This is a genomic window from Streptomyces atriruber (assembly GCF_001418325.1).
GTDB classification, from domain to species: domain Bacteria; phylum Actinomycetota; class Actinomycetes; order Streptomycetales; family Streptomycetaceae; genus Streptomyces; species Streptomyces atriruber.
This window is the reverse complement of record NZ_LIPN01000227.1, coordinates 1-25,027: the sequence shown is the minus strand read 5'-3', so window position 1 is coordinate 25,027 and position 25,027 is coordinate 1. Positions and strand designations below refer to the sequence as shown.

Below are 25,027 nucleotides of genomic sequence, written 5' to 3'. Positions count from 1 at the left end.
GACGGCACGAAATGCGACGCCCAACCCCTACTTTCGTCGGGGAGGACCGTCACATAACGGCAGGTCCGAAGGGCGTACCGGATTCCTAGCGTCGAAAGCATGGACCACAGGCCCCCCTCCCCCCGACTTTCCCGGAAGCCCGCCGCCCGGCAGACCGCCGAGAGCTGGACGTTCCTGCGCGAAGCCGCCCGCGACCTGCGCACCACCGGCGCCGTCGCGCCCAGCAGCCGGGCCCTGGCCCGCACCCTGACCGACCCCGTGACCACCCGCGGCCCCCGCCCGCTGTCTGTTCTGGAGGCGGGCGCCGGCACCGGAGCCGTCACCCGCACCCTTCTCTCCCGCCTCCCGCGCGGCAGCCACCTCGACATCGTCGAAGCCAACCCGCGCTTCACCGAGCGCCTGCGCCGCCTCGTCGACCACCACCCGGCCCCGGTCATCCGACATGTCCGCGCGGAAGTCCACCAGGCGTACGTCGAAGAACTCGACACCGGTCGGCGCTACGACGTCATCGTCTCCGGCCTGCCGCTGACCAACTTCGCCCCCGAACAGGTCGACCGCATCATGGCCCTCTACCTGGACCTGCTCCACCCCGGCGGCACCCTCACCTACTTCGCCTACCTCGGCACCCGCCGCGCCCGCACCCTGCTCGCCCCTCGCGCCGAAGCCCGCCGCCACGCCGCAGTCGACCAGGTCGTGGGCGCCTACCAGCACCGCTACGCCACTGCCCGCTGGACGGTCCTCGCCAACCTGCCACCCGCCCACGTCTGGGAACTGCGCTGCCCCAGCGTGGACGCCGCCGTCCCGCCGCACCCGCTGCCCCTCCTGCCAGGCGTCGAGCAGTGAACCACCTCACCGACGCCCTCGCTCACCTGCCGCCGACCGCCGTCTACACGGTCCTGGCCCTGGTCGTCCTCGCCGAATCCGTGCTCCTGCTGGGCACGTTCGCCCCCACCCTCGCCCTGCTGCTGACGGCCGGAGCCATGGCCCGCGCCGGCGCCGTGCACCTCCTGCCGGTGATCGCGGCCGCCACCGCCGCGGCCATCACAGGCGACCGCCTCGCCCACTGGACCGGCCACCTTCTGGGCGAGCGCCTGCGCACCGGCCGCCTCGGTCACCGCATCCCCGCCGGAGCCTGGCGGCAGGCCGAGACGCTCATGACCCGCCACGCCGGCCGGTCCGTCTTCCTCGGCCGCTTCCTGCCCATGGTCCGCACCCTCGCCCCCCACCTGGCCGGCGCCGCCCGCCTGCCCTACCGCCGCATCGCCCCCTACAGCGCCACCGCAGCCGTCCTGTGGGCCGCCGCCGAAGCCGGCATCGGCTACAGCGCCGCAACCTCCCTCCAGCAGATTCTCACCGTCGGCGGTCCGGCCCTTGCTGTGGTCGCCCTGGCCGCCCTCGCCACCACGCTCTGGTGGCGGCGCTCCCGGCGCTCCGCACCAGGTGCCGCAACCATCCCGCGCGGTCACCCGGGCCGCAAGAACGAGGCCCCGGTGCGCTGACCGCCCCTGCCGCGAGACCCGCGCGTCCGCCGCACTCATCCTCAACACGACCCCGGCGTCATCACGACGGGGAAAGCCCCAGTGATCAGGAAGGGACGGGCTGTGCCCACGCTGCCAACCAGCCTGCTCGAACCGTTGTGGGCTCAGTTCGCCGCCCTTCTGCCCGCACGTGAGGAGTTCGCGGCAAGCCATCCATTGGGCTGCCACAGGCGCAGGGTGCCTGACCGTACGGTCTTCGAGCATGTGGTCCTCGCTCTGGTCCACGGCTCGGGCTACGAACGCATCTCCACCCCCGGATGTTCCGACCGCACCATCCGCCGACGCGTCAAAGAGTGGGCCGAGCAAGGGATTTCGCAGGCCGTGCATGCTCTCGCCCTGGAAGCCTACGACCGCATGATCGGCCTCGGGCTCGGCGAGATCTCGGTGGACGGGTGCATCACCAAGGCCCCGTCCAGCGGTAGGAAGACCGGTCGCTCTCCGGTTGACCGGGGTAAGCAAGGACTGAAACGCTCCGTCGCTACCGACGCCTGCGGCGTCCCGCTCGCAGTTGTCGCCGCTGGGGCTAACCGGCACGACTCGCTGTTGCTCGGCTCCACCCTGGACGCGGCCAGGGCACAGGTCGGCGCGATGCCAGAGACCGTCAACATCAACCTCGACCGCGGCTACGACAGCAACAAGTCCCGTCTTTTTATAGCCGAGTTGGGCTTCACGGCCGAGATCGCCCACAAGGGCGTGCCCGCCCCGATCCAGGCCGCCAAACGCTGGGTGGTCGAGCGCACCCACTCGTGGATGAACGACTACGGCAAGCTGCGGCGCTGCACCGAGAGAAGCGGCGCGGTCGTGGACTTCTACCTCTACCTCGCCGCCACTCTCGTCACGCTCCGCATGCTCATCCGACGCTCCACAAGCCACTACCGCTGGCAGGGCCGCCCGACCACCCGACGCCTCAAGTGATCCATTTGCCGGTCGGTCTTAAGGCGGCCATTTTGGCGCGAGCATCGAAGATCATGCCCTCAACGTCGTACTTCACCGGGCAGACTCACACACTGCCCGACGTGCCGCAAGATTATGGGCCGTGATCACTTGTGCTAAGCAGTGCCACTGCAAAGCCGCTCCACCGACGTTGAATTGGCCTCGACTGCGGCGAGTTGAAACTACGCGTCGTGCATTCCTGATCCTTGCTGGAATTCAACCTCGACCCTGGGCAGCATTCCACTCAATACCTCGCGATAACTTGGATCGAACGGGCCTGATAGGTAGCGAACTTCGGGGAATACATCAGTAAATCTCTGCATCGGCAACTCATCCAAGGTATTTCGCCTCACGAGTTCGATATTTAGTTTCACCAGGTTTGAGAATGAATGCCCGCTCTGGAGGAATGCGTTGAGCCCTATAGGGTCCAGGCGCAGGCGTCTCAGGGTCGGATGCAAGAACACCTCGTCCCATGCAATGACAGGATCTGTTGCTCCTTCATTACTCCAGCGCATAGCTAGCGCTTCTAGGCCTCGTATGTCGCGTAGGCCGCGCAGTCCGGTCGATGCGATTGCCCCTCCAAAAAGAATCAAAGACCTCAAGTTTCCACTCTTAGGCAGCAGTGAGAGATTAGATTGGGAAACAGGCTGCAGGATGCCGAGTCGGACGAGACCGTGTAGGGTATCCAGGCCTCGCAGGTCCAAGAGGCCCTTCATATCATTCAGGCTCAACTCTTCAAGGCGATCGAGCCTGCCCAGGTCAGAAAGATCCCGGATTTGAGGGCAACTATATAAGAACAAGGCCTTAAGGCGAGAAAAAGGCAGGTGCACAAAACTGTCAATTTCCTTGTTATTGTGTAGCCCTAGCGTAACCGGACCATCTCCAGCGATGGCTTTAGTGAGGCGATCAGAGGAACAACTGCCTACGAGAATGAAATTTTCACGTCCGCCGATCTCCTTAAAGAACTCTAACTGCTCAATTGAGTCGAGCCAGAACATTTGCCCTTTCTCTAAATGGGCAACAACTTCCCGGCCGTATTGGCCAATGTCGAACTTTCTCCAAGAACTGATCAGCTCATTTTGCACGGCTACACTCGGGACTTGCCGGTATCGCGCAAGAACTGGCACGGCCGCGTCAGACGCTATCTGGGTAGCTGTAAGGACCACGGCGTAAGCTTGCTCATCACTGAGCGAACTTGGGCCGGGCAGGAGATCTAGGACCATGGGCCCTGCCGACGCCAAGGCTTCTGCAGATTGGTAATCGTCGGGAGGTATTAGCTTTGAAGCGCGATCCTCGACTTCGCGGCGAACATGAATATCGAGCTCGGTTGCATGCTCCAGACAAGCCATAGCGAGTAAGTGAAGTCGCATGCGGTGTTTTTTCACCCGATCACCACGCTTTAGTAGCTTGTTAAGAATCCGGCCTCGTTCCACCGGATATGCGTGAGCCACCGCCATACGTATGACGTCTTCCCACTGATCATGATGAGCATTGCGCACCATGAGGTCGAAGTCGCGCTCTTCAACGGCAGCTTTAGCGCCAAGGTAATCTTGAAATGTTCTATGGATGAAATCCATAGCTCCTTGAGTTGGTTCGCGAAGAAGCCCGCTACGTAGCAGCAAGTAGTCGTAAACTTGTTTGGGGCTCCCGATATCGGCAATGGATGGAATTGCAGGCAACGTCGCATTTATTAGATCGATCGCGTCCGATCGATCCATCTCAACCTGACCGTTCTTAATCAGCCAGTAGGCCAATTTCTGCAACAACCGTATTTGCGGCTCTTCGGAAAGCCGAACCTCTAGGTCGCGCTCACGGTCGCGACGTGCAAGCAGCATGGAAAGGGCTGCATCGTAAAGCTGTTTCCGCCCCTCTGGTAGGTAGCCCCTGCGATCACGATGCAAGGCACATATGAGCCCGCACATGAGTGGATTGGTAGCTAAACGCCCAAGATCTTGTTTGGTTCTAATCGCCTCAATGAGTGCAGATTTGTACGTCCTGAGACGGTTAATTTCTTCTTCATCCTGGCATGCTGCGATCGCCGCAGCATGCCAACGTTCAATGAAAGCCGCAATATCATTGCGGCCCATTGCGCTTAGAGTGAGCTCGACGAAGCCTTCAGTAGCTAGCCAATCATCAGTGACCGCAGAAGGGCGGGAGGTTACTAGCCACATGTTCTGCGGGAACACCAGCATGAGATCGCGAAGCCATTCTCTGACCCGTTCACGATCCCGCTCCGAGATTTCGTCAATCCCATCTATCAACATCAGTCCGCGTTTATGTGACAGGATACTCTCGATCCAACCCTTAGGCTGAATTCCAGCGAGTGGGTTACGCACCGCTGCCAAAAAGTCACTTGGCCCCGGCAATTCTCCGTACCGGATCAACGTCCTCAACGGCAGCACAATGGGTACGCGACTGTATAGGTGATGTAGGTTTTCCCCGAGTTGCTGTTTAGCGGCAGAGACGGCCAGCCACTGCACTAGCGTTGTTTTGCCAGAGCCTGCAACCCCACGCAGAAGAACACGATGGTGGCCGGCGAGAGCTTGATCAGCAGGTTGCACCTGGATCGGATTTCGAGTTGCCAGGCCATCGGTTCCGTCACGTCCGACAGACTCATCTGTTGCCAGTGCTTCAAGACTTAGGTACGCAGCATCCAGGGGCCACTCGGCATTAGTGCGATCTGAGAGATCAATGCCGAATATGGTCAAGGTGCCGTATTTTGAAATGACGTAACCCTGATATCGCCGCTCAAAAGCGGTGAATTCTGGGTTGCGGGTATCGTTCAAGTGAACAACGGATATCTGCACCCCTGCCCGCTCTAGAATTTCCCTAAACTTCAGGTCGGCTTCCAGCACGCCAGTTGAAGTAACTTCGAGCCGGCCGTGCTGCCAGCCAGAAGGGTCGTGGGCTATAACCCCAATCATTGCGTCTTGCTTGAATACAACAGCGCCAGAAAATCCGGCCCAAGGTGATTTTTTGTCCGTGCGCTCAGTAGGAGGATTGTGTGAACTATCCAATACGTAGCGCCCACTCAGTATCTTGGCGCCTGGCTTTAAAGTGCCGACAAATTGCTCTGTATCTAGCTCGCCATGTGGGCTGCGCTGCACGCTAGGGTAACCGATAGCCTGACAGTTAGATATCGGCTCTAGCGAGTCGCGGACAATCGCAAAGGGTGCATCCTGTGTGCTGAATGCGGGGCCAAATGATCCGTCCTGAGGGGTAACTAGTGCAGCATCACATCGTTCATCATGACGCATCCAAATTACCCGACAGCGTATCTGCTCTGCCTGGCCCGGAAGTGCAACGCGTACATCATCAAGTTCTTTCAACACGTGAGCAGCAGTAAGTACTAAGCTAGGGCAAAGAACGTAACCACTTCCCTGACTGCCTGTAGAAAGCACTGCCGCAATTCTGGTGCGCCCTGGCGCTCGCTCATTCATTCGGCGAATCTCCGCTTGCGCCGAACTTGCTGGTGCGCCCCTCCTCGTCACTGGAAACATCCCAGCCTTGATCAGTGAGTGCATCCTTTGGTTTTAATGTAAAAGCAACCCGATGCGTGTGCGTTGTGCCACTGCCGCGCTCTGCCGCTGCATCTATAACCCAGGCCTTCACCCCAGCTCTACCGCGAGCGTCTCGCCGAAGCTCGACAGTGAAATCCATCTCTATGTCCCCGAGCTCAAAGCGCAAGGGCGAGCCAGCACCCTGCTGTGTTGCGGTGAGGATGTCGTCACGGATTGCCGAGATGGCGTCTGCGAGACCAATCTCGCCGATGGTCGCGTCCATGGCCAACACGGTAGGGCTTGTAAGCGCCCTGGCGCCATGGGCTCGGGATAGACGATGGCAGGCACGCAACGGCTCCTACCCGATCCTGTGGCTGGCTCCCGCGTGGCCAGGTGGAGCGTAGTCAGCTACTAGCAACCTCGTTGCATGCCCGACTCAAGAGCCGTGGGCTGAGAGGCGTGCCAGCGTTGGTCGCCGACACCGCAGGCGCATGAGCCGGATGGTCACACTTGCGAGACGCGAGCCAGAGCGTACGGGTAACTGCGGGCAGTCGCTCCACCGCCCACCAGACGCCAACGTCGCTTCGGACCGGGTCATGCCTAACGAAAGCCCTAGCTGCTCTGAGCTTCCCAAGCTGAGAGCCCGAGTTCCGCCTCGTGCCCCACTCCCAGAAGCGACGCCTTGCGTTATGCGGCAGGAGGCGGCGAGCAGTGCGCTCACCTGGATGGACGCCGCCTTAAGGAGGGGCACGCCGGGCCGTCTGTGGGCCGTGCGAGGAGGGCCCACGACGACCAATGACGGGCAGTGACGACCCACACTAATCTCCGTGAGCCCAGGTCAGCGATGTGGATCTGCGACACTGGAAGGACCATGCCTGTACCCGGAGAACTCACTTTCGTCGCGCCCCGCGGTGCCAAGAAGCCCCCGCGGCACCTCGCCGACCTCACGCCCGCCGAGCGCAAGGAAGCCGTCGCCGCCATCGGCGAGAAGCCGTTCCGTGCCAAGCAGCTCTCGCAGCACTACTTCGCGCGGTATGCGCACGACCCGGCCGAGTGGACCGACATCCCGGCCGGGGCGCGGGAGAAGCTTCGCGAGGCGTTGCTGCCCGATCTGATGTCCGTGGTGCGGCACATCAGCTGTGACGACGACACGACGCGCAAGACGCTGTGGCGGCTGTTCGACGGGACGCTCGTCGAGTCGGTGCTCATGCGGTATCCGGACCGGGTGACCATGTGCATCAGCTCGCAGGCGGGCTGCGGCATGAACTGCCCGTTCTGTGCCACGGGGCAGGCCGGTCTCGACCGGAATCTGTCGACCGGTGAGATCGTGCATCAGATCGTCGACGGCATGCGCGCGCTCAGGGACGGCGAGATTCCCGGTGGGCCTGCCCGGCTGTCGAACATCGTGTTCATGGGCATGGGCGAGCCGCTCGCCAACTACAACCGGGTGACCGGGGCCATTCGCCGCCTCACCGACCCGGAGCCCGACGGGCTCGGTCTCTCGCAGCGCGGGATCACCGTGTCGACGGTGGGCCTCGTGCCCGCCATCCACCGGTTCTCCGACGAGGGCTTCAAGTGCCGCCTCGCGATCTCGCTGCACGCGCCGGACGACGAGCTGCGCGACACCCTCGTGCCGGTGAACACGCGGTGGAAGGTGCGGGAGGTGCTCGACGCCGGGTGGGAGTACGCGGCCAAGTCCGGGCGCCGGCTCTCCATCGAGTACGCACTGATCCGCGACATCAACGACCAGGCCTGGCGCGGCGACCGGCTCGGGCGGCTGCTCAAGGGCAAGCCGGTGCACGTGAACCTGATCCCGCTGAACCCGACGCCGGGCTCGAAGTGGACGGCCTCGCGCCCCGAGGACGAGAAGGCCTTCGTGGAGGCCATCGCCGCCCACGGTGTGCCCGTCACGATCCGGGACACCCGGGGCCAGGAGATCGACGGGGCGTGCGGCCAGCTCGCCGCCGCCGAGCGGTAGGCCGAGAGGTAGTCTGGCGGGCGTGCGGTTCCGACAGTTCCGTACGAGCACACACATCTGCATATTCCGACAGGGGAGCGCCACAGCGCTGAGAGTGCGGCACCTTGGACAGGTGGGCCGCAGACCCTCTGAACCTCGCCCAGGTCATTCTGGGTAGGAAGTTCGGGCATCACTCAAGCTGTAGCGCCCTGCCCGCGTGCCGTCGGTGCGCGGGCGGGGCCGCGTCTTCTCCTGGTCACCCAGGAGGAAATTCAGTGAGCAGCACCAAGAAGGTCTCGTTCACCGCCGTGGCGGTGGGCATCGGGCTCGTCGCCGTCTCCGCGTGCGGCAGCTCCGACGGCGGTTCCGGAAAGTCCGACTCGAAGAGCGTGACGCTCGTCAGCCACGACTCCTTCAACGTCTCCAAGGACGTGCTGAAGGACTTCGAGAAGAGCTCCGGCTACAAGGTCAAGGTCCTCAAGGACGGCGATGCCGGCGCCGCCGTGAACAAGGCGATCCTCTCCAAGGACAACCCGCAGGGCGACGTCTTCTTCGGCGTCGACAACACGCTGCTGTCCCGGGCGCTCGACAACGGGCTCTTCCAGTCGTACGAGGCCAAGGGCTCGGACAAGATCAAGCCGGAGTTCCGGGTGGACGGGGACAAGCACCGGGTCACGCCGGTCGACAGCGGCGACATCTGCGTCAACTACGACAAGAAGTACTTCGCCGACAAGAAGCTGGCGCCGCCGAAGTCCTTCGAGGACCTGACCAAGCCCGCGTACAAGAACCTGCTCGTCACCGAGAACGCCTCGACCTCGTCCCCCGGCCTCGGTTTCCTGCTCGGCACCGCCGCCAAGTACGGCGACGACGGCTGGGAGAGCTACTGGAAGAAGCTCAAGGCCAACGGCGTCAAGGTCGTCGACGGCTGGGAGCAGGCCTACAACGAGGAGTTCTCCGGGTCCGCCGGGGGCAAGAAGGCCAAGGGCGACCGGCCACTCGTCGTCTCGTACGCCTCCTCGCCGCCCGTCGAGGTCCTCTACGCCGAGCCGCAGCCGAAGCAGGCGCCGACCGGCGTCGCCACCGGCACCTGCTTCCGCCAGGTCGAATACGCGGGCCTGTTCAGCAACGCCGGGAACGAGAAGGGCGGCAAGGCACTCCTCGACTTCCTCGCGGGCCGGCAGTTCCAGGAGGACATGCCGCTCAACATGTTCGTGAACCCGGTGCGCGAGGGCACCAAGCTGCCGAAGCTGTTCACGGAGCACGGCGTGACGGTGGACGAGCCCGAGACCCTGGACCCGAAGAAGATCGCCGACAACCGCGAGCCGTGGATCAAGTCGTGGACCTCGCTCGTACTGAAGTAACCGACGGAGCCAAGTCCCGCTTCCGCGCGGGCTCCGGTCGCGGGAGCGCGGCGCGGCTCGGCCTGATGGCCCTGCCCGTCGCGTTCTTCGCGCTCTTCTTCGCCTACCCGGTCACGGCGATCGTCGCGCGCGGGCTGCACATCGACGGCGGATGGCAGTTCGGGCGGATCACGGACGTCCTCGGGCAGTCCGACATCCGCCACGTGCTGTGGTTCACCACCTGGCAGGCGCTCGCGTCGACGGCGCTCACGCTGCTGATCGCGCTCCCCGGCGCGTACGTCTTCGCGCGCTTCGACTTCCCGGGCAAGCGGGTGCTGCGGGCCGTCGTCACCGTGCCGTTCGTGCTGCCGACGGTCGTCGTCGGCACGGCGTTCCTCGCGCTGATCGGGCGGGGCGGGCTCTTCGACGAGCTGTGGGGCGTGCGCCTGGACACCACGGTGTGGGCGATCCTGCTCGCGCACGTGTTCTTCAACTACGCGGTCGTCGTACGGACCGTGGGCGGGCTCTGGTCGCAGCTCGACCCGCGGCAGGAGGAGGCCGCGCGGATGCTCGGTGCCTCCCGCTGGACGGCGTGGCGGACGGTGACGCTGCCCGCGCTCGCACCGGCGGTGGCCGCGGCCGCGCTCATGGTCTTCCTGTTCACCTTCACCTCCTTCGGCGTCGTGCAGATCCTCGGCGGTCCCGCGTACTCGACGCTCGAAGTGGAGATCTACCGGCAGACGGCGCAGCTGCTCGATCTGCCGACGGCCGCCGTCCTGACCCTCGTTCAGTTCGTCGCGGTCGGGCTGATCCTGGCGATCCACGCGTGGACGGTGCGGCGGCGCGAGAGCGCGCTGAAGCTGGTCGACGCCTCGGCGGTGACGCGCAGGCCGCGCGGCGCCGGGCAGTGGACGCTGCTCGGGCTCGTCATGGCGACGGTCGCCCTGTTGATCCTGCTGCCGCTCGGCGTGCTGGTCCAGCGATCCTTCGACGGACCGGACGGCCCCGACGGCTTCGGGTTCGCGTACTACCGGGAGCTGACCTCGGCGGACGGCGGTGCCTTCCTCGTGCCGCCGATCGAGGCGATCTGGAACTCCCTGCAGTACGCGGTCGTGGCCACGGCCATCGCCGTGCTGATCGGAGGGCTCGCGGCGGCCGCCCTCACGCGGCGCGCCGGCCGTCTCGTGCGCGGCTTCGACGCGCTGCTCATGCTGCCGCTCGGGGTGTCCGCGGTGACCGTGGGCTTCGGGTTCCTGATCACGCTCGACGAGCCGCCGCTGGATCTGCGGGCCTCCTGGATCCTGGTGCCGCTCGCCCAGGCGCTGGTCGGAGTGCCCTTCGTCGTACGTACCATGCTGCCCGTCCTGCGTGCGGTGGACGGGCGGCTCCGGGAGGCGGCGGCCGTGCTCGGGGCGTCGCCGCTGCGGGCGTGGCGGGAGGTCGACCTGCCGATGGTGTGGCGGGCGCTGCTGATCGCCGCCGGGTTCGCCTTCGCCGTCTCGCTCGGCGAGTTCGGGGCGACGGTCTTCATCGCGCGGCCCGACAACCCGACGCTGCCGGTCGCCGTGGCACGGCTGCTCGGACGCGCGGGTGACCTCAACTACGGCCAGGCGATGGCCCTCTCGACGATTCTCATGGTGGTGTGCGCGGTGTCCCTGCTGCTCCTGGAACGCGCTCGCACCGACCGCACCACGGGGGAGTTCTGATGACGGACGCACTGCTGAGCCTGCGGGACGCGACGGTACGTTTCGGGGCGCGGGCCGTGCTCGACGCCGTCGCCCTCGATGTCGCCGAGCACGAGATCGTCTGTGTGCTCGGGCCGAGCGGCAGCGGCAAGTCGACGCTGCTGCGGGCGGTCGCCGGGCTCCAGGGGCTCGACGCCGGGCAGGTCCTCCTCGACGGGCGCGACCAGCGCGGGGTGCCCGCGCACAAGCGGGGCGTCGGCCTCATGTTCCAGGACCACCAGCTCTTCCCGCAGCGTGACGTGGCGGGCAACGTCGCCTTCGGGCTGCGCATGCACGGCGCCTCGCGCGGCGAACAGGCCGACCGGGTCGCCGAGCTGCTGGAGCTCGTCGGCCTCCCGAAGGCGCAGCGCCGCGGGGTCGCCGCGCTGTCCGGCGGCGAGCAGCAGCGCGTGGCGCTGGCGCGGGCGCTCGCGCCGCGGCCCCGGCTCCTGATGCTCGACGAGCCCCTCGGCCAGCTGGACCGCTCGCTGCGGGAACGCCTGGTCGTCGAACTCAGGGAGCTCTTCGACGAGTTGGGCACGACCGTGCTGGCCGTCACGCACGACCAGGGCGAGGCCTTCGCGCTCGCCGACCGCGTCGTCGTCATGCGGGACGGCCGGATCGCCCAGTCCGGCACCCCGCTCGAGGTGTGGCAGCGCCCGGCCGACGAGTTCGTGGCGCGCTTCCTCGGCTTCGACAACATCGTCCGGGCGGCCGTGGAGGGCGAGGTCGCCGACACGGTGTGGGGCAAGATCCCCGTCCCCGAGGGCACTCCGGCCGGGCCGTGCAAGATCCTGGTGCGGCCGGCCGGGGTGCGGCTCGTGTCCGCCGAGGACGGGCTGCCGTGCGCGGTCACTGCGCGCACCTTCCGCGGGACCCATGTCGCCGTCCACCTGCAGCCGGTGGACGGGCCGCGCCTGGAGGCGGCGTGCGCGCTGCGCCGGGCGCCGGAGGTCGGGGAGACGGTGGGCGTCGGGTTCGACGCGGAGGACGTGGTGGTGCTCGGCTGAGTGCGGCGTGGGCGCCGCGGTCCCGAGGCGCTGAGCCGCAGCGGCGTCGAAACGCGGGTGCAGTGCGCACGGTGTCGATCTAGTGTTCGTGCATGACGACACTCGGCCACGAGCGGTACTGCGACGAAGTCGCCCGGCAGCTCGACCTCTTGCGCACCACACTGACCGGGGCGGACCTCTCGGTCACCGTGCCGACCTGCCCCGACTGGACACTGGCCGAGCTGGTGCGGCACATGGGCGGCGCGGTGCGCTGGAGCGAGCGCCTGGTCGCGACGCGCGCCCAGCAGGACATTCCGGAGGAGGACATCCCGGAGTGCGAAGGGCCCGCGGGCGACGATCCGGCCGCGCTGGACGCCTGGCTGGCCCGCACCGCGGAGCTCGGCGCGACGACGTTCCGCGCCGCGGGCGCCGACGCCGTCGTCTGGTCGTGGGCCGACGACCGAAGTGCCGCGTTCTGGGCACGCCGCATGACGCACGAGCTGGCCGTCCACCGCGCGGACGCGGCCATCGCGGCCGGTGTCCCGTTCGAGGTCGCCCCGGACGTCGCCGCCGACGCGATCGACGAGTGGCTGGACCTCGTCGCGCTCGCCCAGCGCACCGACCCCGAGGACAGTGCGTCGGAGCTCAGGGGCGCGGGGCGCAGCATCCACCTGCACGCGACCGACGCGCCGGAGGGCCTCGACGCCGAGTGGCTCATCGAGTTCGGCGACGACGGCTTCACCTGGCGGCGCGGCCACGCGAAGGCGACGGTCGCGCTGCGCGGCCCGCTCACGGAGGTGCTGCTCGCCTTCTACCGCCGACGGCCGCTGGACAGTGGGTCCGTGGAGGTCCTGGGGGAGCGGGAGTTGCTGGACTTCTGGCTGGAGCGGGCTTCGTTCGGATGATCCAGCGCTCCGGGGACCGCGTCATCGGGGCGCCGACGGTCTGACCAGCCCCAGTTCGTACGCGAGGATCACCGCCTGCGCCCGGTCGCGCAGCCCCATCTTGGTGAAGAGGCGGTTGATGTGCGTCTTCACGGTGTGGTCGGTGATCGTCAGCCGTTGGGCGATCTCCGCGTTCGACAGGCCCCGCGCGATGAGGACGAGCACCTCGGCCTCACGGGCGGTGAGCCCGTCGACGTCGCCCGCGGGCGCCGGGGGCGCGGCGGCCCGCTGACGCGTGAACTCCGCGACCACGCGCCGGGTGATCTCGGGGGAGAGCAGCGCGTCACCGGCCGCCACGACCCGCACGGCGTGCAGGAGTTCGGGGAACGTGGCGTCCTTGAGCAGGAAGCCGGAGGCCCCGGCGGCCAGCGCCTCGTACACGTACTCGTCGAGCCCGAACGTCGTCAGCATCAGCGCCTTCGCCGCGCCCTCGGACGCGGCGATGATCTCGCGGGCGGCGTCGATGCCGTTCTTGTGCGGCATGCGGATGTCGAGGAGGACCAGGTCGGGGCGGTGCTCGGCGGCGAGGCGGACGGCATGGGCGCCGTCCTCGGCCTCGGCGACCACCTGGATGTCGTCCTGGGTGCCCAGCAGGTTGACGAAGCCGGTGCGGACGACGGCCTGGTCGTCGGCGACGAGGGTTCTGATCACCACGGCAGTTCCGCCTCCACGGAGAAGCCGCCGGCCCGGCCCGCGCCCGCGGTGAGGGTGCCGCCGACGAGGGCGGCACGTTCGCGCATGCCGGTCAGGCCGTGGCCCGTGGGGCATCCGCCGGGGCCGGACGGCTCGCGGGGCCCCGGCCCGTCGTCGGTCACGCGGAGCGTCAACCGGTCCTTGCGGTAGCCCAGTTCGACCGTGGCGCGGGCGCCGGGCGCGTGCTTGCGGGCGTTCGTCAGCGACTCCTGCACGATGCGGTACGCGGACAGTTCCCAGGCGGCGGCCAGCGGCACGCGCTGCCCGCTCACGCGCAGCTCCGCGCTGCCGCCCACCGCCCGGTGCTGCGCGAGGAGGTCGTCGAGGCGGTCGAGGGTGGGCTGCGGGGCGGTGTCGGCCGCCGTCTCCGCGCGCTGCGGGGCGCGCAGGACGCCGAGGAGGCGGCGCAGCTCCGCCATGGAGTCGCGGGCCGTCCCCGCGATCTGCTGGAAGCCGTCACGGGCCTGCGGGGTCAGCCCCGGCGTCGTGTACGTCGCGCTCTCCGCCTGGACCGCGATCATCGACACCGAGTGAGAGACGATGTCGTGCAGTTCGCGGGCGATCGCCGCGCGCTCCGCCTCGGCGGCGCGCCGCCGCTCCACCGCGATCAACTGGGCCTGCGCCAGGGCGCGCTCGTGCCGGGTCTCCTCGCGGGCGCGCACCGCGTCGCCCATGCTGACGGCACCGAGGATCACCGCGGAGAGCCCGAACGCCTCCGCGAAGAGGCCGAGCGAGCCCGCGTTGCCGAGCGCGGGGACGTCGGGCAGCCGGTCGTCCCGTGCCCAGCTCAGGATGTGCCAGAGGTTCGTGGCCACCGCGCCGAGCGTGCCGCCCGCCACGAGCAGCGCCGGGTGCAGGACGCGGTGGCGGGCGAGCACGTAGCACCCGATGAGCCCGCTGATCATCACGGCGATGGACAGCGAGGTGTCGGCGCCGAAACTCAGCAGTCCCGCGGCCACGGTCACCAGGGCGACCGGCGGGAAGGCGCGGCGCCACATCAGGGAGGCGGTGGAGAACAGGATGGCGGCCGCGTTGGTCGGCGAACCGGGGAACGCCACGAGTTCGGCGGCCGCCCCCGCGGTGAGGGCCGCGCCCGTGAGCCACGGGTAGGCAGGGGCGGCGGTCAGCGCGCGCAGGCGCCGACGCAGGGTCGTCGTGCTCATGCCCCGATTCTTCCGGGCCGCGCGGTGCGGGTGCGTCGCCGTCAGGGTGGAGGCCGGAGCCCGGTGTCATGCCACGGGTTGACCTCCGGGTGCGGAGCCTCGTGCGACGCGCCGCGGGCCGGGGGTTCCTAGCGTCGGAGCATGCCCCGCACTCTTGTCGTCACCAATGATTTCCCGCCCCGGCAGGGCGGCATCGAGACCTTCGTGGACACGCTCGTACGCCGCTTCCCGCCCGGCGCCGCCGTCGTCTACACCTCGGCCGAGCCGGGCGACGTGACGTACGACCGTACGTTCCCCCATCCCGTCGTACGCGATCGGGCGCGCACCCTCCTGCCGACCCGGCGCACGGGAGAACGGGCCGTCGCCCTCGCCCGGCGGTACGGCTGCGACAGCGTGTGGTTCGGGGCCGCCGCGCCGCTCGGGCTGCTCGCCGGGCGGCTGCGGCGGGAGGCGTCGGTGCGCACGGTCGTCGCCACGACGCACGGACACGAGGTGTGGTGGGCCCGCACGCCGGGCGCCCGTGCGCTGCTCCGGCGCATCGGTGCGGGCGCCGACCGCGTCACGTATCTGGGGGAGAGCACGCGGGGGCCGGTGCGCCGGGCCATGGATCCCGGAGTGCGGTTCGAGCGGCTCGTGCCCGGTGTCGACGCGCGGGCGTTCCGGCCCGGCCTGGACGGGTGGCCGGTGCGCGAGCGGTACGGGCTCGGCGACGGCAGGCCCGTCGTCCTGTGCGCCGCGCGCCTCGTGCCGCGCAAGGGGCAGGACACCCTGATCGAGGCGCTGCCGATGGTGCGCAGGGCCGTCGCCGACGCCACGCTGCTGCTGGTGGGCACGGGTCCGCACGAGGCGCGGCTGCGCGAGCTGGCCGCGGCGGAGGGCGTGGCGGACGACGTGGTCTTCGCGGGCGGCCACCCGCACCACGCGATGCCGCGCTTCTACGCCGCCGCCGACGCCTTCGCGATGCCGTGCCGCACGCGCAGGCGGGGCCTGGAGGTGGAGGGGCTCGGCATCGTCTTCCTGGAGGCGGCCGCGGCCGGGCTGCCGGTCGTGGCGGGCGACTCCGGGGGCGCGCCGGACGCCGTGCTGGACGGCGAGAGCGGCTACGTCGTCGACGGCCGCTCCCCGGCGGCCGTCGCGGACCGCCTCGTACGACTGCTGCGGGACCGCGAACTCGCCCGGGGGATGGGAGAGAAGGGACGGGCGTGGGTGCGCGGGGAGTGGGACTGGGGGCGGTCCTACGAGGTGCTGGCGGGGCTGCTGCGGCAGTGCGGACCGACCCCCTGAACCCGGCGGCTCAGTCCGTGCGGGCCGTCGTCCCGAGCCCGCGCAGCGCGGCCGGTGCCTCCGCCACGTCGTCCACCAGCGCGATCCGCGACTCCATCGAGCGGCCGCGGGCCAGCGACCGCAGCAGCGGCCACACCGGCAGGTGCTCGGTCCAGTGGGCGCGGTCGACCAGGACCATCGGGGTGGGTTCGCCGCGGGACTCGTAGTAGTTCGGGGTGGCGTTGTCGAAGACCTCCTGGACGGTGCCCGCCGCGCCGGGGAGGAAGACGACGCCCGCGTTCGAGCGGGCCAGGAGGCCGTCCTCGCGGGTGGCGTTGGCGAAGTACTTGGCCAGGTGGGAGGCGAACGCGTTCGGCGGCTCGTGGCCGTAGAACCAGGTGGGGATGCCCACCGAGGCGCCGCCGTCGGGCCACCGCTCGCGGACCGCGAAGGCCGCCCGGGCCCAGTCGGTGACCGACGGCGTGAACGACGGGGCCTTGGCGAGGAGTTCAAGGGACTCGTCCAGCATCGGGTCGTCGAAGGGGGCCGCGTAGGCGCCGAGGTTCGCCGCCTCCATGGCGCCGGGGCCGCCGCCCGTCGCGACCGTGCAGCCCGCGCGGGCCAGCGCGCGCCCGAGCCGGGCCGCTCCCGCGTACTCCTCGGTGCCGCGGGCCATCGCGTGGCCGCCCATCACGCCGACCACCCGGGACCCGGCGAGGAGTTCGTCGAGGGCGTCGGAGATGGAGTCGTCGTGTATGGCGCGCAGCATCGAGGAGAAGACGTCGCCGTCGGCCTTGGTCCGCTGGAACCAGTCGTACGCTTGGGCGTCCGGCGTCGCCTCGTATCCGCCCTCGGCGAGGCCCGCGAACAGGTCGTCGGGGGTGTACGGCAGGCCGCGGTACGGGTTGAACGGCAGTCCGGGCACGGGAGGGAAGACCAGCGCGCCGGCCGCCCGCACCTTCGCCGCCGCGTCCTCCTGCATCGGGCAGCCGAGGAAGACGGCACCCGCCACGTCGGCCGCGAGGAGGGCGGAGGTGCGCTCCGTCAGGTCGACGGCCTGGACGCGGCACCCGGCGAGGGCGCCGCGGCCGGACACCTCGTCGAACTCGGAGAGGGTCTCGATCTCGCGGTCCTCGCCGGGCAGTTGCGGGGCGGGCGCGCGTTCGGGAGTCGGCTGCATCCGCCCATGCTAAGCAGGGCGGATGCCGCAAGTCCGGTCAGCCCTGGACCTCGGACGGGTCCATCCACATGATCTCCCAGGTGTGGCCGTCCAGGTCGTCGAAGCCGCGGCCGTACATCGTTCCGTAGTCCTGGACCTTGCCTGCCGTGCCGCCTGCGGCGATCGCTCTGTCGACGAGCTCGTCGACCTTCTCGCGGCTCTCGGCGCTCAGACAGAGCAGCGCCTCGCTGGTCTTCGTGGCGTCCGCGATCTCCTTCTGCGTGAAGTTCGCGTAGTGCTCCTTGCTCAGCATCATCGCGACGATCGTGTCGCTGATCGTCACGCACGCGCACTCGTCGGTCGAGAACTGCGGGTTGATCGTGTAGCCGAGCTCCGTGAAGAACTTCTTCGACGCGGCGACGTCGGACACGGCCAGGTTCACGAAGATCATCTGCTGGTACATGAGTGTCTCTCCCGGAGTATGTGCGCCGTCAGCGCGTGTGCTTACGGAGGGATAGACATCCGTTCGACCCGGAACTCATCGCCGGTCGCGGACTTTCTTTCAGATCTTTTCCAGTGTCGTGTGCGCTGACCTGTCACGGGGTCAGCGGCACCGCTGCCAGCTGGGCGACGAGCCAGGTCAGTGGCCCGAACACGGCGATCAGCGCGCCCGCGCGGAGGGCCGCCGAGCCGCGCAGCATCGTCGCGGGCGCCCCGAGCCGCAGCAGCGCGGACGTCGTGTCCGAGCGGGACTGCCTGGCCTCGACGGAGGCCGTGGCCAGGGTCAGCACGGCGCAGCCCGCGACGAGCAGCGCGCCGAGCGTGGTGAGCGGACCGGCCTCGGGGCGCGGTCCCGCGTACAGCGCGATCGAGGCGTACGCGCCCGACGCCACCGCGCACAGCACGCCGAGCGGACGTCCGATGCGCCGCGCCTCCTCCTGGAGGACACGCCCCGCCAGCAGGCGCACGGCGCCGGGCCGCACCGCTTGGAGGACCCGCCCGCAGAGGTACGTGAGACCGGGGCCCGCCAGGACGAGACCGAGCGCGGTCAGCGCCCAGCCGGCGAGCACGCCCGCTGGGCTGCCTTCGGCGCTGCCCGGCATGGGGAAGGCGGTGCGCGGACCGCTGCCGGAGCGGCTCGCGTACGTCTCCACGGCGAGGCCCGCCGCGAGCAGCGCGACGCCCCAGGGCAGGCCGCTCGGCGGCGGGGCGGGGGCGCCCGGTTCAGGCCCGCCCGCGGCCCCGGCGCCGGATCCGGTGTCCGTTCCGGTCCCGGATCCGTTGTCGGCGTCGGCCCTGGTGGCCTGGGCGGACCGCGGTCGCAGCGCCTGCGCCGGTCGCAGCACGAACGCGCTCGCCGCCGACGCGGCGAGCGGGACCAGGGCGAGCAGGGTGAGCGCGGCGGCGACCGGCAACGGCCGACGGGCGGCCAGCAGATCGGCCGCCGCCCCGTCGAAGGGGAGCCCCGAGACGTCGCCGCGCAGGTGCAGGAAGAAGAGCAGCGCCAGCATGGAGCCGAGCGTGCAGGCCACGGCCGTGGAGATCGCGGCGAGCAGCATCAGCCGGATCGGGCCGAGACCCACCGCGGAGAGGCCGCTGCGGGGCCGGGTGCCGGGGTCGGTACGGGCGACGGAGACGGCGAAGTAGACGGTGGCGGCGATCGGCGCGGCGCACCAAGCGAGCCGCAGCGCGGCCCCCGCTCCGGGGTGCTCCATCGCGTACGCCAGGGTGCACAGCAGCAGGAAGCCGGTGCCGGCGGACGCGGCGGCGACGAGCAGTCGCCGCAGCTGGACGAGCGGGTGCGCGCCCCGGGCTAGACGGAGAGCGAGCACGCGGCCCGGCCTTCCGTCTGGGCGGAGGTGGAGGCTCCGGCGGGGGTGGTGGCCGTGGTGCCGGTGGTGTTCGTGGTGCCTGCGGTGCTTGTGGCGGCCGTGGTGTTCGTGGCGGCTGCGGTGCTCGTAGTGCTTGTAGTGCTCGTAGTGCTCGTGGTGCCCGGAGTACCGGAAGCGTCTGCGGCTGCTGCCGCTGTCCGGGGAGCGGTCGTCCGAGCCGCGCCGCCCGACGCGTCGGCGCCCCCCTCCGACCCCGGCAAATGCACCGTGTTCACGCGGCGGCCGTCCAGGAGGGTGACCGTGCGGTCGGCGAGCGCGGCGACCTCCGGGTCGTACGTGGCGAGGACGACCGTGATGCCGTGCGAGCGGGCCGCCGTCGTCAGGGTGCGCAGCGCGAGCGTGTGGTCGGCGCGGTGCAGGGGAGCGGTGGGCTCGTCGGCGAAGAGCACGGACGGCGTGGTGACCAGGGCGCGGGCGATGGCGACGCGCTGCCGCTCGGACTGGCGGAGCGCGTGCGGGCGCTTGCGTGCGCAGCCGCCGATGTCGAGGCGGTCCAGCCACTCCTGCGCGGCGGGCTTGGAGACCCGGTGCGAGGAGCCGCGCAGCATCATCGGCAGGGCGACGTTCTCCCAGGCGGTGAGCTCGGGGACGAGGTGCGGCTCGGGGTCGATCCAGCCGAAGCGGTCGCGGCGCAGCCGTTCGCGTACGAGGGGACCCATCGTGTGGACGGGGGTGCTGTTGAACCACACCTCGCCCTGCTGGGCGAGGAGCTGGCCCGAGAGGCACTGCAACAGGGTCGTCTTGCCGCTGCCGCGGGGGCCGGTGACGGCGAGGATCTCGCCCTCGCGGACACCGAGCGACACGCCGGTGAGAGCGGGGGAGCCGTTGTGCGTGACATGTAGTGCGCGTGCCCACAGCACGTCGTTGTCCGGCGGGGCCACCATGGCGTACACCTCGGTTCAGATCAGCTCGACTCCCCCGTACGGGGGAACGAAGGCGGGGCCGATCGGTCACTGGGCACGGTAGGGATTCAGGCGGACTTGCCCGGAAACGACGCGGCCCGGGGGCGCTCGTTCTCACTCGAACGGCGGCCCCGGGCCGGTGTTGATCACAAACTGCTACGAAGCGATCAGAGCTTCGTCCACGCCTCCGTGAGGACCTGCCGCAGGATGCCCTCGATCTCGTCGAAGGTCTCCTGGGTGGAGATCAGCGGCGGGGCGAGCTGGACGACCGGGTCGCCGCGGTCGTCGGCGCGGCAGTACAGGCCGTTGTCGTACAGCGCCTTGGAGAGGAAGCCGTACAGGACGCGCTCGGTCTCCTCGTCGTTGAACGTCTCCTTGGTGGCCTTGTCCTTCACGAGCTCGATGCCGTAGAAGAAGCCGTTGCCGCGGACGTCGCCGACGATCGGCAGGTCGAGCAGCTTGCGGAGGGTCTGGTGGAACGCGTCCTCGTTGTCGAGGACGTGCTGGTTCAGGCCCTCCTTCTCGAAGATGTCGAGGTTGGCGATGCCGACCGCGGCCGAGACGGGGTGGCCGCCGAAGGTGTAGCCGTGCAGGAAGGTGTTGTCACCCTTGTAGAACGGCTCGGCGATGCGGTCCGAGATGATGCACGCGCCGATCGGGGAGTAGCCCGAGGTCATGCCCTTGGCGCAGGTGATCATGTCCGGGACGTAGCCGAACTTGTCGCAGGCGAACATCGTGCCGAGGCGGCCGAAGGCGCAGATGACCTCGTCCGAGACGAGCAGCACGTCGTACTGGTCGCAGATCTCGCGCACGCGCTGGAAGTAGCCGGGCGGGGGCGGGAAGCAGCCGCCCGCGTTCTGCACCGGCTCCAGGAAGACGGCCGCGACCGTCTCCGGGCCCTCGAAGAGGATCTCCTGCTCGATCTGGTCGGCGGCCCAGCGGCCGAAGGCCTCGGGGTCGTCGCCGTGGATCGGGGCGCGGTAGATGTTGGTGTTCGGCACCTTGTGCGCGCCGGGGACCAGCGGCTCGAAGGGGGCCTTCAGGGCCGGGAGTCCGGTGATGGACAGGGCGCCCTGCGGGGTGCCGTGGTAGGCGACCGCGCGCGAGATGACCTTGTACTTCGTGTGGTTGCCGTTGAGCTTGTGGTACTGCTTCGCCAGCTTCCACGCGGTCTCGACGGCCTCGCCGCCGCCGGTGGTGAAGAAGACCTTGTTGAGGTCGCCCGGCGCGTAGTCGGCCAAACGTTCCGCCAGCTCGACGGCCTTCGGGTGGGCGTAGCTCCACACCGGGAAGAAGGCCAGCTCCTGCGCCTGCTTGTAGGCGGTCTCGGCGAGCTCGTGACGGCCGTGGCCCGCGTTGACGACGAAGAGGCCGGACAGGCCGTCCAGGTACTTCTTGCCCTTGTCGTCGTAGATGTAGGTGCCCTCGCCACGCACGATGGTGGGGACGGGCGCGTTCTCGTACGACGACATGCGGGTGAAGTGCATCCACAGGTGGTCGTAGGCGGTCTGGCTGAGGTCCTTGCTCACGGCTATCGGGTTCCCCACATATAGGTCTGCTTCTTGAGCTTGAGGTAGACGAAGCTCTCGGTGGAGCGCACGCCGGGGAGGGCGCGGATGCGCTTGTTGATGACTTCGAGCAGGTGGTCGTCGTCTTCGCAGACGATCTCCACGAGGAGGTCGTGCGAGCCCGCGGTCATCACCACGTACTCGGCCTCCGGCATGGCGGCCACGGCGTCCGCGACCGGGTCCACATCGCCCTCGACGTCGATGCCGACCATCGCCTGCCTGCGGAAGCCCACGGTGAGCGGGTCCGTGACGGCGACGATCTGCATCACGCCCTGGTCGAGCAGCTTCTGGACGCGCTGGCGCACGGCCGCCTCGGACAGGCCGACGGCCTTGCCGATGGCGGCGTACGGACGGCGTCCGTCCTCCTGGAGCTGTTCGATGATCGCCAGAGATACGGCGTCCACGGGAGGGGTGCCGTTCCCACTGCCGCTTCCGCCAGGGTTTCCGGTGCGGGAGCTGCGAGGGGTGCTGGGGTCTGCGCTGCGACTGGCCACGACCTCACTGTGCACGACGTCTCGTCACTTCCGCAAGGCCAGATCGATGAAATTCGTTGTCTGGAGCTTCAATCCTCACGGATTCCGCAGTTCTGGGCAGCTGGGTATGTTGAAAGCGTCGGTGCAGCGACTAGGGTGGGTGTCTCATCCACTGGACATCTGACTTGGAGGGCCGCGGAAGTGACCACCGAGCTGCGCCGTCTGCGCAACTACATCAACGGAGAATTCCGGGACGCGGCCGACGGACGGACCACCGAGGTCATCAACCCGGCGACCGGCGAGGCGTACGCGACCGCGCCGCTGTCGGCCCAGGCCGACGTGGACGCCGCGATGAAGGCCGCCGCCGACGCGTTCCCCGCCTGGCGCGACCTGACGCCCGCCGAGCGGCAGAAGGCCCTGCTCAAGATCGCTGACGCGTTCGAGGAGCGGGCCGAGGAGCTCATCGCCGCCGAGGTCGAGAACACGGGCAAGCCGACCGGGCTCACCCGGTCCGAAGAGATCCCGCCCATGGTCGACCAGATCCGCTTCTTCGCGGGCGCGGCCCGGATGCTCGAAGGCCGTGCCGCCGGCGAGTACATGGAGGGCCTGACCTCCATCATCCGCCGCGAGCCGATCGGCGTCTGCGCGCAGGTCGCGCCGTGGAACTACCCGATGATGATGGCCGTCTGGAAGTTCGCCCCGGCGCTCGCCGCGGGCAACACGGTCGTCCTCAAGCCGTCGGACACGACCCCCGCGTCGACCGTCCTGATGGCCGAGATCATCGGCTCCATCGTGCCGCCCGGCGTCTTCAACGTCGTCACGGGCGACCGCGACACCGGCCGCGCCATGGTCGAGCACCCCACCCCGGCGATGGCCTCCATCACCGGCTCCGTGCGCGCCGGCATGCAGGTCGCCGAGTCCGCCTCCAAGGACCTCAAGCGCGTCCACCTGGAGCTCGGCGGCAAGGCTCCGGTCGTGGTCTTCGAGGACACCGACATCGCCAAGGCCGTCGAGGACATCTCCATGGCGGGCTTCTTCAACGCGGGCCAGGACTGTACGGCCGCCACGCGCGTGCTCGTCCACGAGTCCATCCACGACGACTTCGTGACCGCGCTCGCCAAGGCGGCCGCCGACACGAAGACCGGCCAGCCGGACGACGAGGACGTGCTGTACGGCCCGCTCAACAACGCCAACCAGCTGAAGCAGGTCTCCGGCTTCATCGACCGGCTGCCCGCGCACGCCAAGGTCGAGGCGGGCGGCCAGCGGGTCGGCGAGAAGGGCTACTTCTACGCCCCGACCGTCGTCTCGGGCCTCAAGCAGGACGACGAGATCATCCAGAACGAGGTCTTCGGCCCGGTCATCACCGTCCAGTCCTTCACGGACGAGGCGCAGGCCGTCGAGTACGCGAACGGCGTCGAGTACGCGCTCGCCTCCTCCGTCTGGACGAAGGACCACGCGCGCGCGATGCGCATGTCCAAGGTCCTCGACTTCGGCTGCGTCTGGATCAACACGCACATCCCGCTGGTGGCGGAGATGCCGCACGGCGGCTTCAAGAAGTCCGGCTACGGCAAGGACCTCTCGGCGTACGGCTTCGACGACTACACGCGCATCAAGCACGTGATGACGTCCATCGAGGGCTAGTCGCCTCGGGCGGCGTGGGCGGTTCGGCATGCTCATCCGCCGGGCCGCCCGCCGTCGGCCTCCGCGGGTCATCAAGGGCTGGTCGTGCAGTTGCCCGCGCCCCTTGAGGGCGATCCCTGCCCGGCGATAATCATGTGACCCGCATTCCGCCCCCGCGTACCGTTGCGTACGCGGGGGCGGCTCCGTGGTGTGCTTCCTTCTTTCCTTCTCTGCAAAAGATCCGTAGCGCACCCACTCCCCGCCCCCGCCTTTCTCTGCACCACGGGGGTGGGACCTGATGACGACGATGACCGACGACCTCGCGGGGCTGCTGCTGCGCCGTCGGCAGAGCGTGTACGTCCCCGGGGGCCCCGGCCCGTCCGCCGTGACCGGTGCCGGTGTCGTCGTCCTCGAAGCCGAACTCGCCGACCGCGGACACCTGCTGACCGCTCCGCTGCGCCGCGCGCTGACCGCGCTGTCCACCGAGGACCTCGCGGAGACCGGGCGCAAGCTGCTCGCCGACGTCGACGCCCTGCTGGGCTCCGACCGGCACCACGCCCCGCTGTTCGCGCGGTTCCCCGCCGAGACCGCGTACCAGCCCGCGTACGAGCGGTACGTCACCGTCGTCGCCGAGCACCTCGCCGCGCAGCCGCACCAGCCCTGCATGAACTGCGCGGGCACCGAGGCGCGCGTGCGCGCGCTCGACCCCTGCGCCCACCTCCTGTGCGACGGCTGCCTCGGCGCGAAGAGGGAGGTCTGGTACTGCTGCGACCAGTGCTGCGAGTGGTACGAGTGCCCGATCTGCGACAAGCGCTACGAGACCGACGGCCCCATCGACCCCTGGCTCGCCACCGGCGCCGACCTGGGCGGTGACGGCGGCCCCGTCCTGCGCACCCTGCGCCTCGGCGCCCCCGGCGACGCCGCCGCCGAACTCACCGCGCTGCTCGCCCGCCGCACGCCCCTGAACCCGCAGGACCACGACGACCTCGTCCTCCTCCTCGGGCACCTGGACCCGGCCGCCGCCGCGCAGTGGCTCCCGGCCGTCATTCCGCTGCGCGAGAGCAAGGCGCTCGCCCTCGCCCCGCTCCTCGATCTGCCCGAGGTGCGTCCCCTGGTCGAGCGGTACGCGGACACGGCCACCGACGTGCTGCGCATCCTCGTCGTGCGCTCCGCGGGCGACCCCGACCTGCTCGAACTCCCGCGCCTGCGCGGCCTGCCGCGTCCCGTGCGACGCGAACTCCTCGCCCTGCTCGACGGGTTCGACTTCCGGCGCCTCGCGGAGGACATGGCGCGCCACCCGCGCGCGTGGAAGCGCGTCGGCGAAATCCTGCACCCCTACGAGCACGCCCACCGCCACGCGCGCGTGGCG

General features: G+C 69.1%; 20 protein-coding genes and 1 pseudogene. 11 read left to right on the top strand and 10 right to left on the bottom strand.

The features are described 5' to 3' along the window. Positions 1–99 precede the first annotated feature (99 nt). The 3 genes from AOK03_RS23335 (at position 100) to AOK03_RS23325 (ending at position 2,453) form a co-directional block, all read left to right on the top strand. Positions 100–843: a class I SAM-dependent methyltransferase gene (locus AOK03_RS23335; RefSeq protein ID WP_055567287.1), complete on the top strand. Its 744-nt coding sequence runs from the start codon at positions 100–102 to the stop codon at positions 841–843. Continuing rightward, the gene (locus tag AOK03_RS23330) at positions 840–1,499 is read left to right on the top strand and encodes a DedA family protein (protein ID WP_055567286.1); all 660 of its coding nucleotides are present in this window, start codon (positions 840–842) and stop codon (positions 1,497–1,499) included. The genes AOK03_RS23335 and AOK03_RS23330 overlap by 4 nt, the downstream gene beginning before the upstream one ends. Positions 1,500–1,601: 102 nt before the next feature. After that, on the top strand, positions 1,602–2,453 hold the full coding sequence (locus AOK03_RS23325) for an IS5 family transposase (RefSeq protein ID WP_055567285.1): 852 nt from the start codon (positions 1,602–1,604) through the stop codon (positions 2,451–2,453). Between the two features lie 200 nt (positions 2,454–2,653). Here AOK03_RS23325 and AOK03_RS41145 read toward each other — a convergent pair whose 3' ends face one another. After that, positions 2,654–5,578, bottom strand: a complete 2,925-nt coding sequence (locus AOK03_RS41145) for an NACHT domain-containing protein (protein ID WP_157869049.1) — start codon at positions 5,576–5,578, stop codon at positions 2,654–2,656. 325 nt (positions 5,579–5,903) lie between these two features. Then, positions 5,904–6,254, bottom strand: coding sequence for a trypco2 family protein (locus tag AOK03_RS42705; protein ID WP_157869048.1), 351 nt, complete (start codon positions 6,252–6,254; stop codon positions 5,904–5,906). Positions 6,255–6,842: 588 nt separating this feature from the next. Between AOK03_RS42705 and rlmN the strand changes: the two genes are divergently transcribed. From rlmN to AOK03_RS23300, 5 genes are all read left to right on the top strand, one after another. After that, a complete protein-coding gene (gene rlmN / locus AOK03_RS23320) occupies positions 6,843–7,949 on the top strand; it encodes a dual-specificity RNA methyltransferase RlmN (protein WP_055567284.1) in 1,107 nt (368 codons plus the stop codon). Between the two features lie 254 nt (positions 7,950–8,203). After that, positions 8,204–9,289 (top strand): thiamine ABC transporter substrate-binding protein, encoded by a 1,086-nt coding sequence (locus AOK03_RS23315; RefSeq protein ID WP_055567283.1) that lies wholly within the window; start codon positions 8,204–8,206, stop codon positions 9,287–9,289. Beyond that, complete coding sequence (locus tag AOK03_RS23310; protein WP_079074907.1) at positions 9,265–10,974, top strand: ABC transporter permease; 1,710 nt, start codon at positions 9,265–9,267, stop codon at positions 10,972–10,974. The genes AOK03_RS23315 and AOK03_RS23310 overlap by 25 nt, the downstream gene beginning before the upstream one ends. Beyond that, positions 10,974–12,002, top strand: coding sequence for an ABC transporter ATP-binding protein (locus tag AOK03_RS23305; RefSeq protein ID WP_055567281.1), 1,029 nt, complete (start codon positions 10,974–10,976; stop codon positions 12,000–12,002). The genes AOK03_RS23310 and AOK03_RS23305 overlap by 1 nt, the downstream gene beginning before the upstream one ends. A gap of 92 nt (positions 12,003–12,094) precedes the next feature. After that, complete coding sequence (locus tag AOK03_RS23300; RefSeq protein ID WP_055567280.1) at positions 12,095–12,886, top strand: maleylpyruvate isomerase family mycothiol-dependent enzyme; 792 nt, start codon at positions 12,095–12,097, stop codon at positions 12,884–12,886. A 21-nt stretch (positions 12,887–12,907) separates the two neighbouring features. On the opposite strand, the gene AOK03_RS23295 is transcribed toward AOK03_RS23300, so the two are convergent. Together AOK03_RS23295 and AOK03_RS23290 are read right to left on the bottom strand one after the other, a co-directional pair. Next, a complete protein-coding gene (locus tag AOK03_RS23295; protein ID WP_055567279.1) occupies positions 12,908–13,579 on the bottom strand; it encodes a response regulator in 672 nt (223 codons plus the stop codon). After that, entirely contained in the window at positions 13,573–14,781 is a 1,209-nt protein-coding gene (locus tag AOK03_RS23290; protein WP_055567278.1) for a sensor histidine kinase, read from the bottom strand. The genes AOK03_RS23295 and AOK03_RS23290 overlap by 7 nt, the downstream gene beginning before the upstream one ends. Before the next feature lie 141 nt (positions 14,782–14,922). Here AOK03_RS23290 and AOK03_RS23285 point away from each other — a divergent pair, with 141 nt between their 5' ends. Then, entirely contained in the window at positions 14,923–16,065 is a 1,143-nt protein-coding gene (locus tag AOK03_RS23285; protein ID WP_055567277.1) for a glycosyltransferase family 4 protein, read from the top strand. Between the two features lie 10 nt (positions 16,066–16,075). Here the strand turns inward: AOK03_RS23285 and AOK03_RS23280 are convergent, their stop codons facing one another. The 6 genes and pseudogenes from AOK03_RS23280 to AOK03_RS23255 all read right to left on the bottom strand — a co-directional run bounded on the left by AOK03_RS23280 (position 16,076) and on the right by AOK03_RS23255 (position 22,074). Further along, positions 16,076–17,224, bottom strand: coding sequence for an LOG family protein (locus AOK03_RS23280; protein WP_055567276.1), 1,149 nt, complete (start codon positions 17,222–17,224; stop codon positions 16,076–16,078). 37 nt (positions 17,225–17,261) lie between these two features. Beyond that, positions 17,262–17,666, bottom strand: coding sequence for a VOC family protein (locus tag AOK03_RS23275; protein WP_055567275.1), 405 nt, complete (start codon positions 17,664–17,666; stop codon positions 17,262–17,264). A gap of 133 nt (positions 17,667–17,799) precedes the next feature. Further along, positions 17,800–19,035 (bottom strand): hypothetical protein, encoded by a 1,236-nt coding sequence (locus tag AOK03_RS23270; RefSeq protein WP_055567274.1) that lies wholly within the window; start codon positions 19,033–19,035, stop codon positions 17,800–17,802. Between the two features lie 227 nt (positions 19,036–19,262). After that, a pseudogene (locus AOK03_RS23265) lies at positions 19,263–19,979 on the bottom strand (ABC transporter ATP-binding protein); the annotation flags it as partial. A 185-nt stretch (positions 19,980–20,164) separates the two neighbouring features. Next, entirely contained in the window at positions 20,165–21,544 is a 1,380-nt protein-coding gene (locus AOK03_RS23260; protein ID WP_055567272.1) for an aspartate aminotransferase family protein, read from the bottom strand. Next, positions 21,529–22,074, bottom strand: coding sequence for an Lrp/AsnC family transcriptional regulator (locus AOK03_RS23255; protein ID WP_079074906.1), 546 nt, complete (start codon positions 22,072–22,074; stop codon positions 21,529–21,531). The genes AOK03_RS23260 and AOK03_RS23255 overlap by 16 nt, the downstream gene beginning before the upstream one ends. A gap of 165 nt (positions 22,075–22,239) precedes the next feature. On the opposite strand from AOK03_RS23255, the gene AOK03_RS23250 reads away from it, so the two are divergent. Beyond that, positions 22,240–23,679, top strand: coding sequence for a gamma-aminobutyraldehyde dehydrogenase (locus AOK03_RS23250; protein WP_055567271.1), 1,440 nt, complete (start codon positions 22,240–22,242; stop codon positions 23,677–23,679). Positions 23,680–23,956: 277 nt separating this feature from the next. Then, positions 23,957–25,027 (top strand): RING finger protein (locus AOK03_RS23245; protein ID WP_482256157.1); only part of this gene is annotated, 1,071 nt, incomplete at its 3' end.

Coding starts and splice junctions, on each gene's coding strand:
- AOK03_RS23285 (WP_055567277.1), top strand. CDS start 14,923: ATGCCCCGCACTCTTGTCGTCACCAATGATTTCCCGCCCCGGCAGGGC.
- AOK03_RS23300 (WP_055567280.1), top strand. CDS start 12,095: ATGACGACACTCGGCCACGAGCGGTACTGCGACGAAGTCGCCCGGCAG.
- AOK03_RS23290 (WP_055567278.1), bottom strand. CDS start 14,781: ATGAGCACGACGACCCTGCGTCGGCGCCTGCGCGCGCTGACCGCCGCC.
- AOK03_RS23335 (WP_055567287.1), top strand. CDS start 100: ATGGACCACAGGCCCCCCTCCCCCCGACTTTCCCGGAAGCCCGCCGCC.
- rlmN (WP_055567284.1), top strand. CDS start 6,843: ATGCCTGTACCCGGAGAACTCACTTTCGTCGCGCCCCGCGGTGCCAAG.
- AOK03_RS23305 (WP_055567281.1), top strand. CDS start 10,974: ATGACGGACGCACTGCTGAGCCTGCGGGACGCGACGGTACGTTTCGGG.
- AOK03_RS23280 (WP_055567276.1), bottom strand. CDS start 17,224: ATGCAGCCGACTCCCGAACGCGCGCCCGCCCCGCAACTGCCCGGCGAG.
- AOK03_RS42705 (WP_157869048.1), bottom strand. CDS start 6,254: ATGGACGCGACCATCGGCGAGATTGGTCTCGCAGACGCCATCTCGGCA.
- AOK03_RS23275 (WP_055567275.1), bottom strand. CDS start 17,666: ATGTACCAGCAGATGATCTTCGTGAACCTGGCCGTGTCCGACGTCGCC.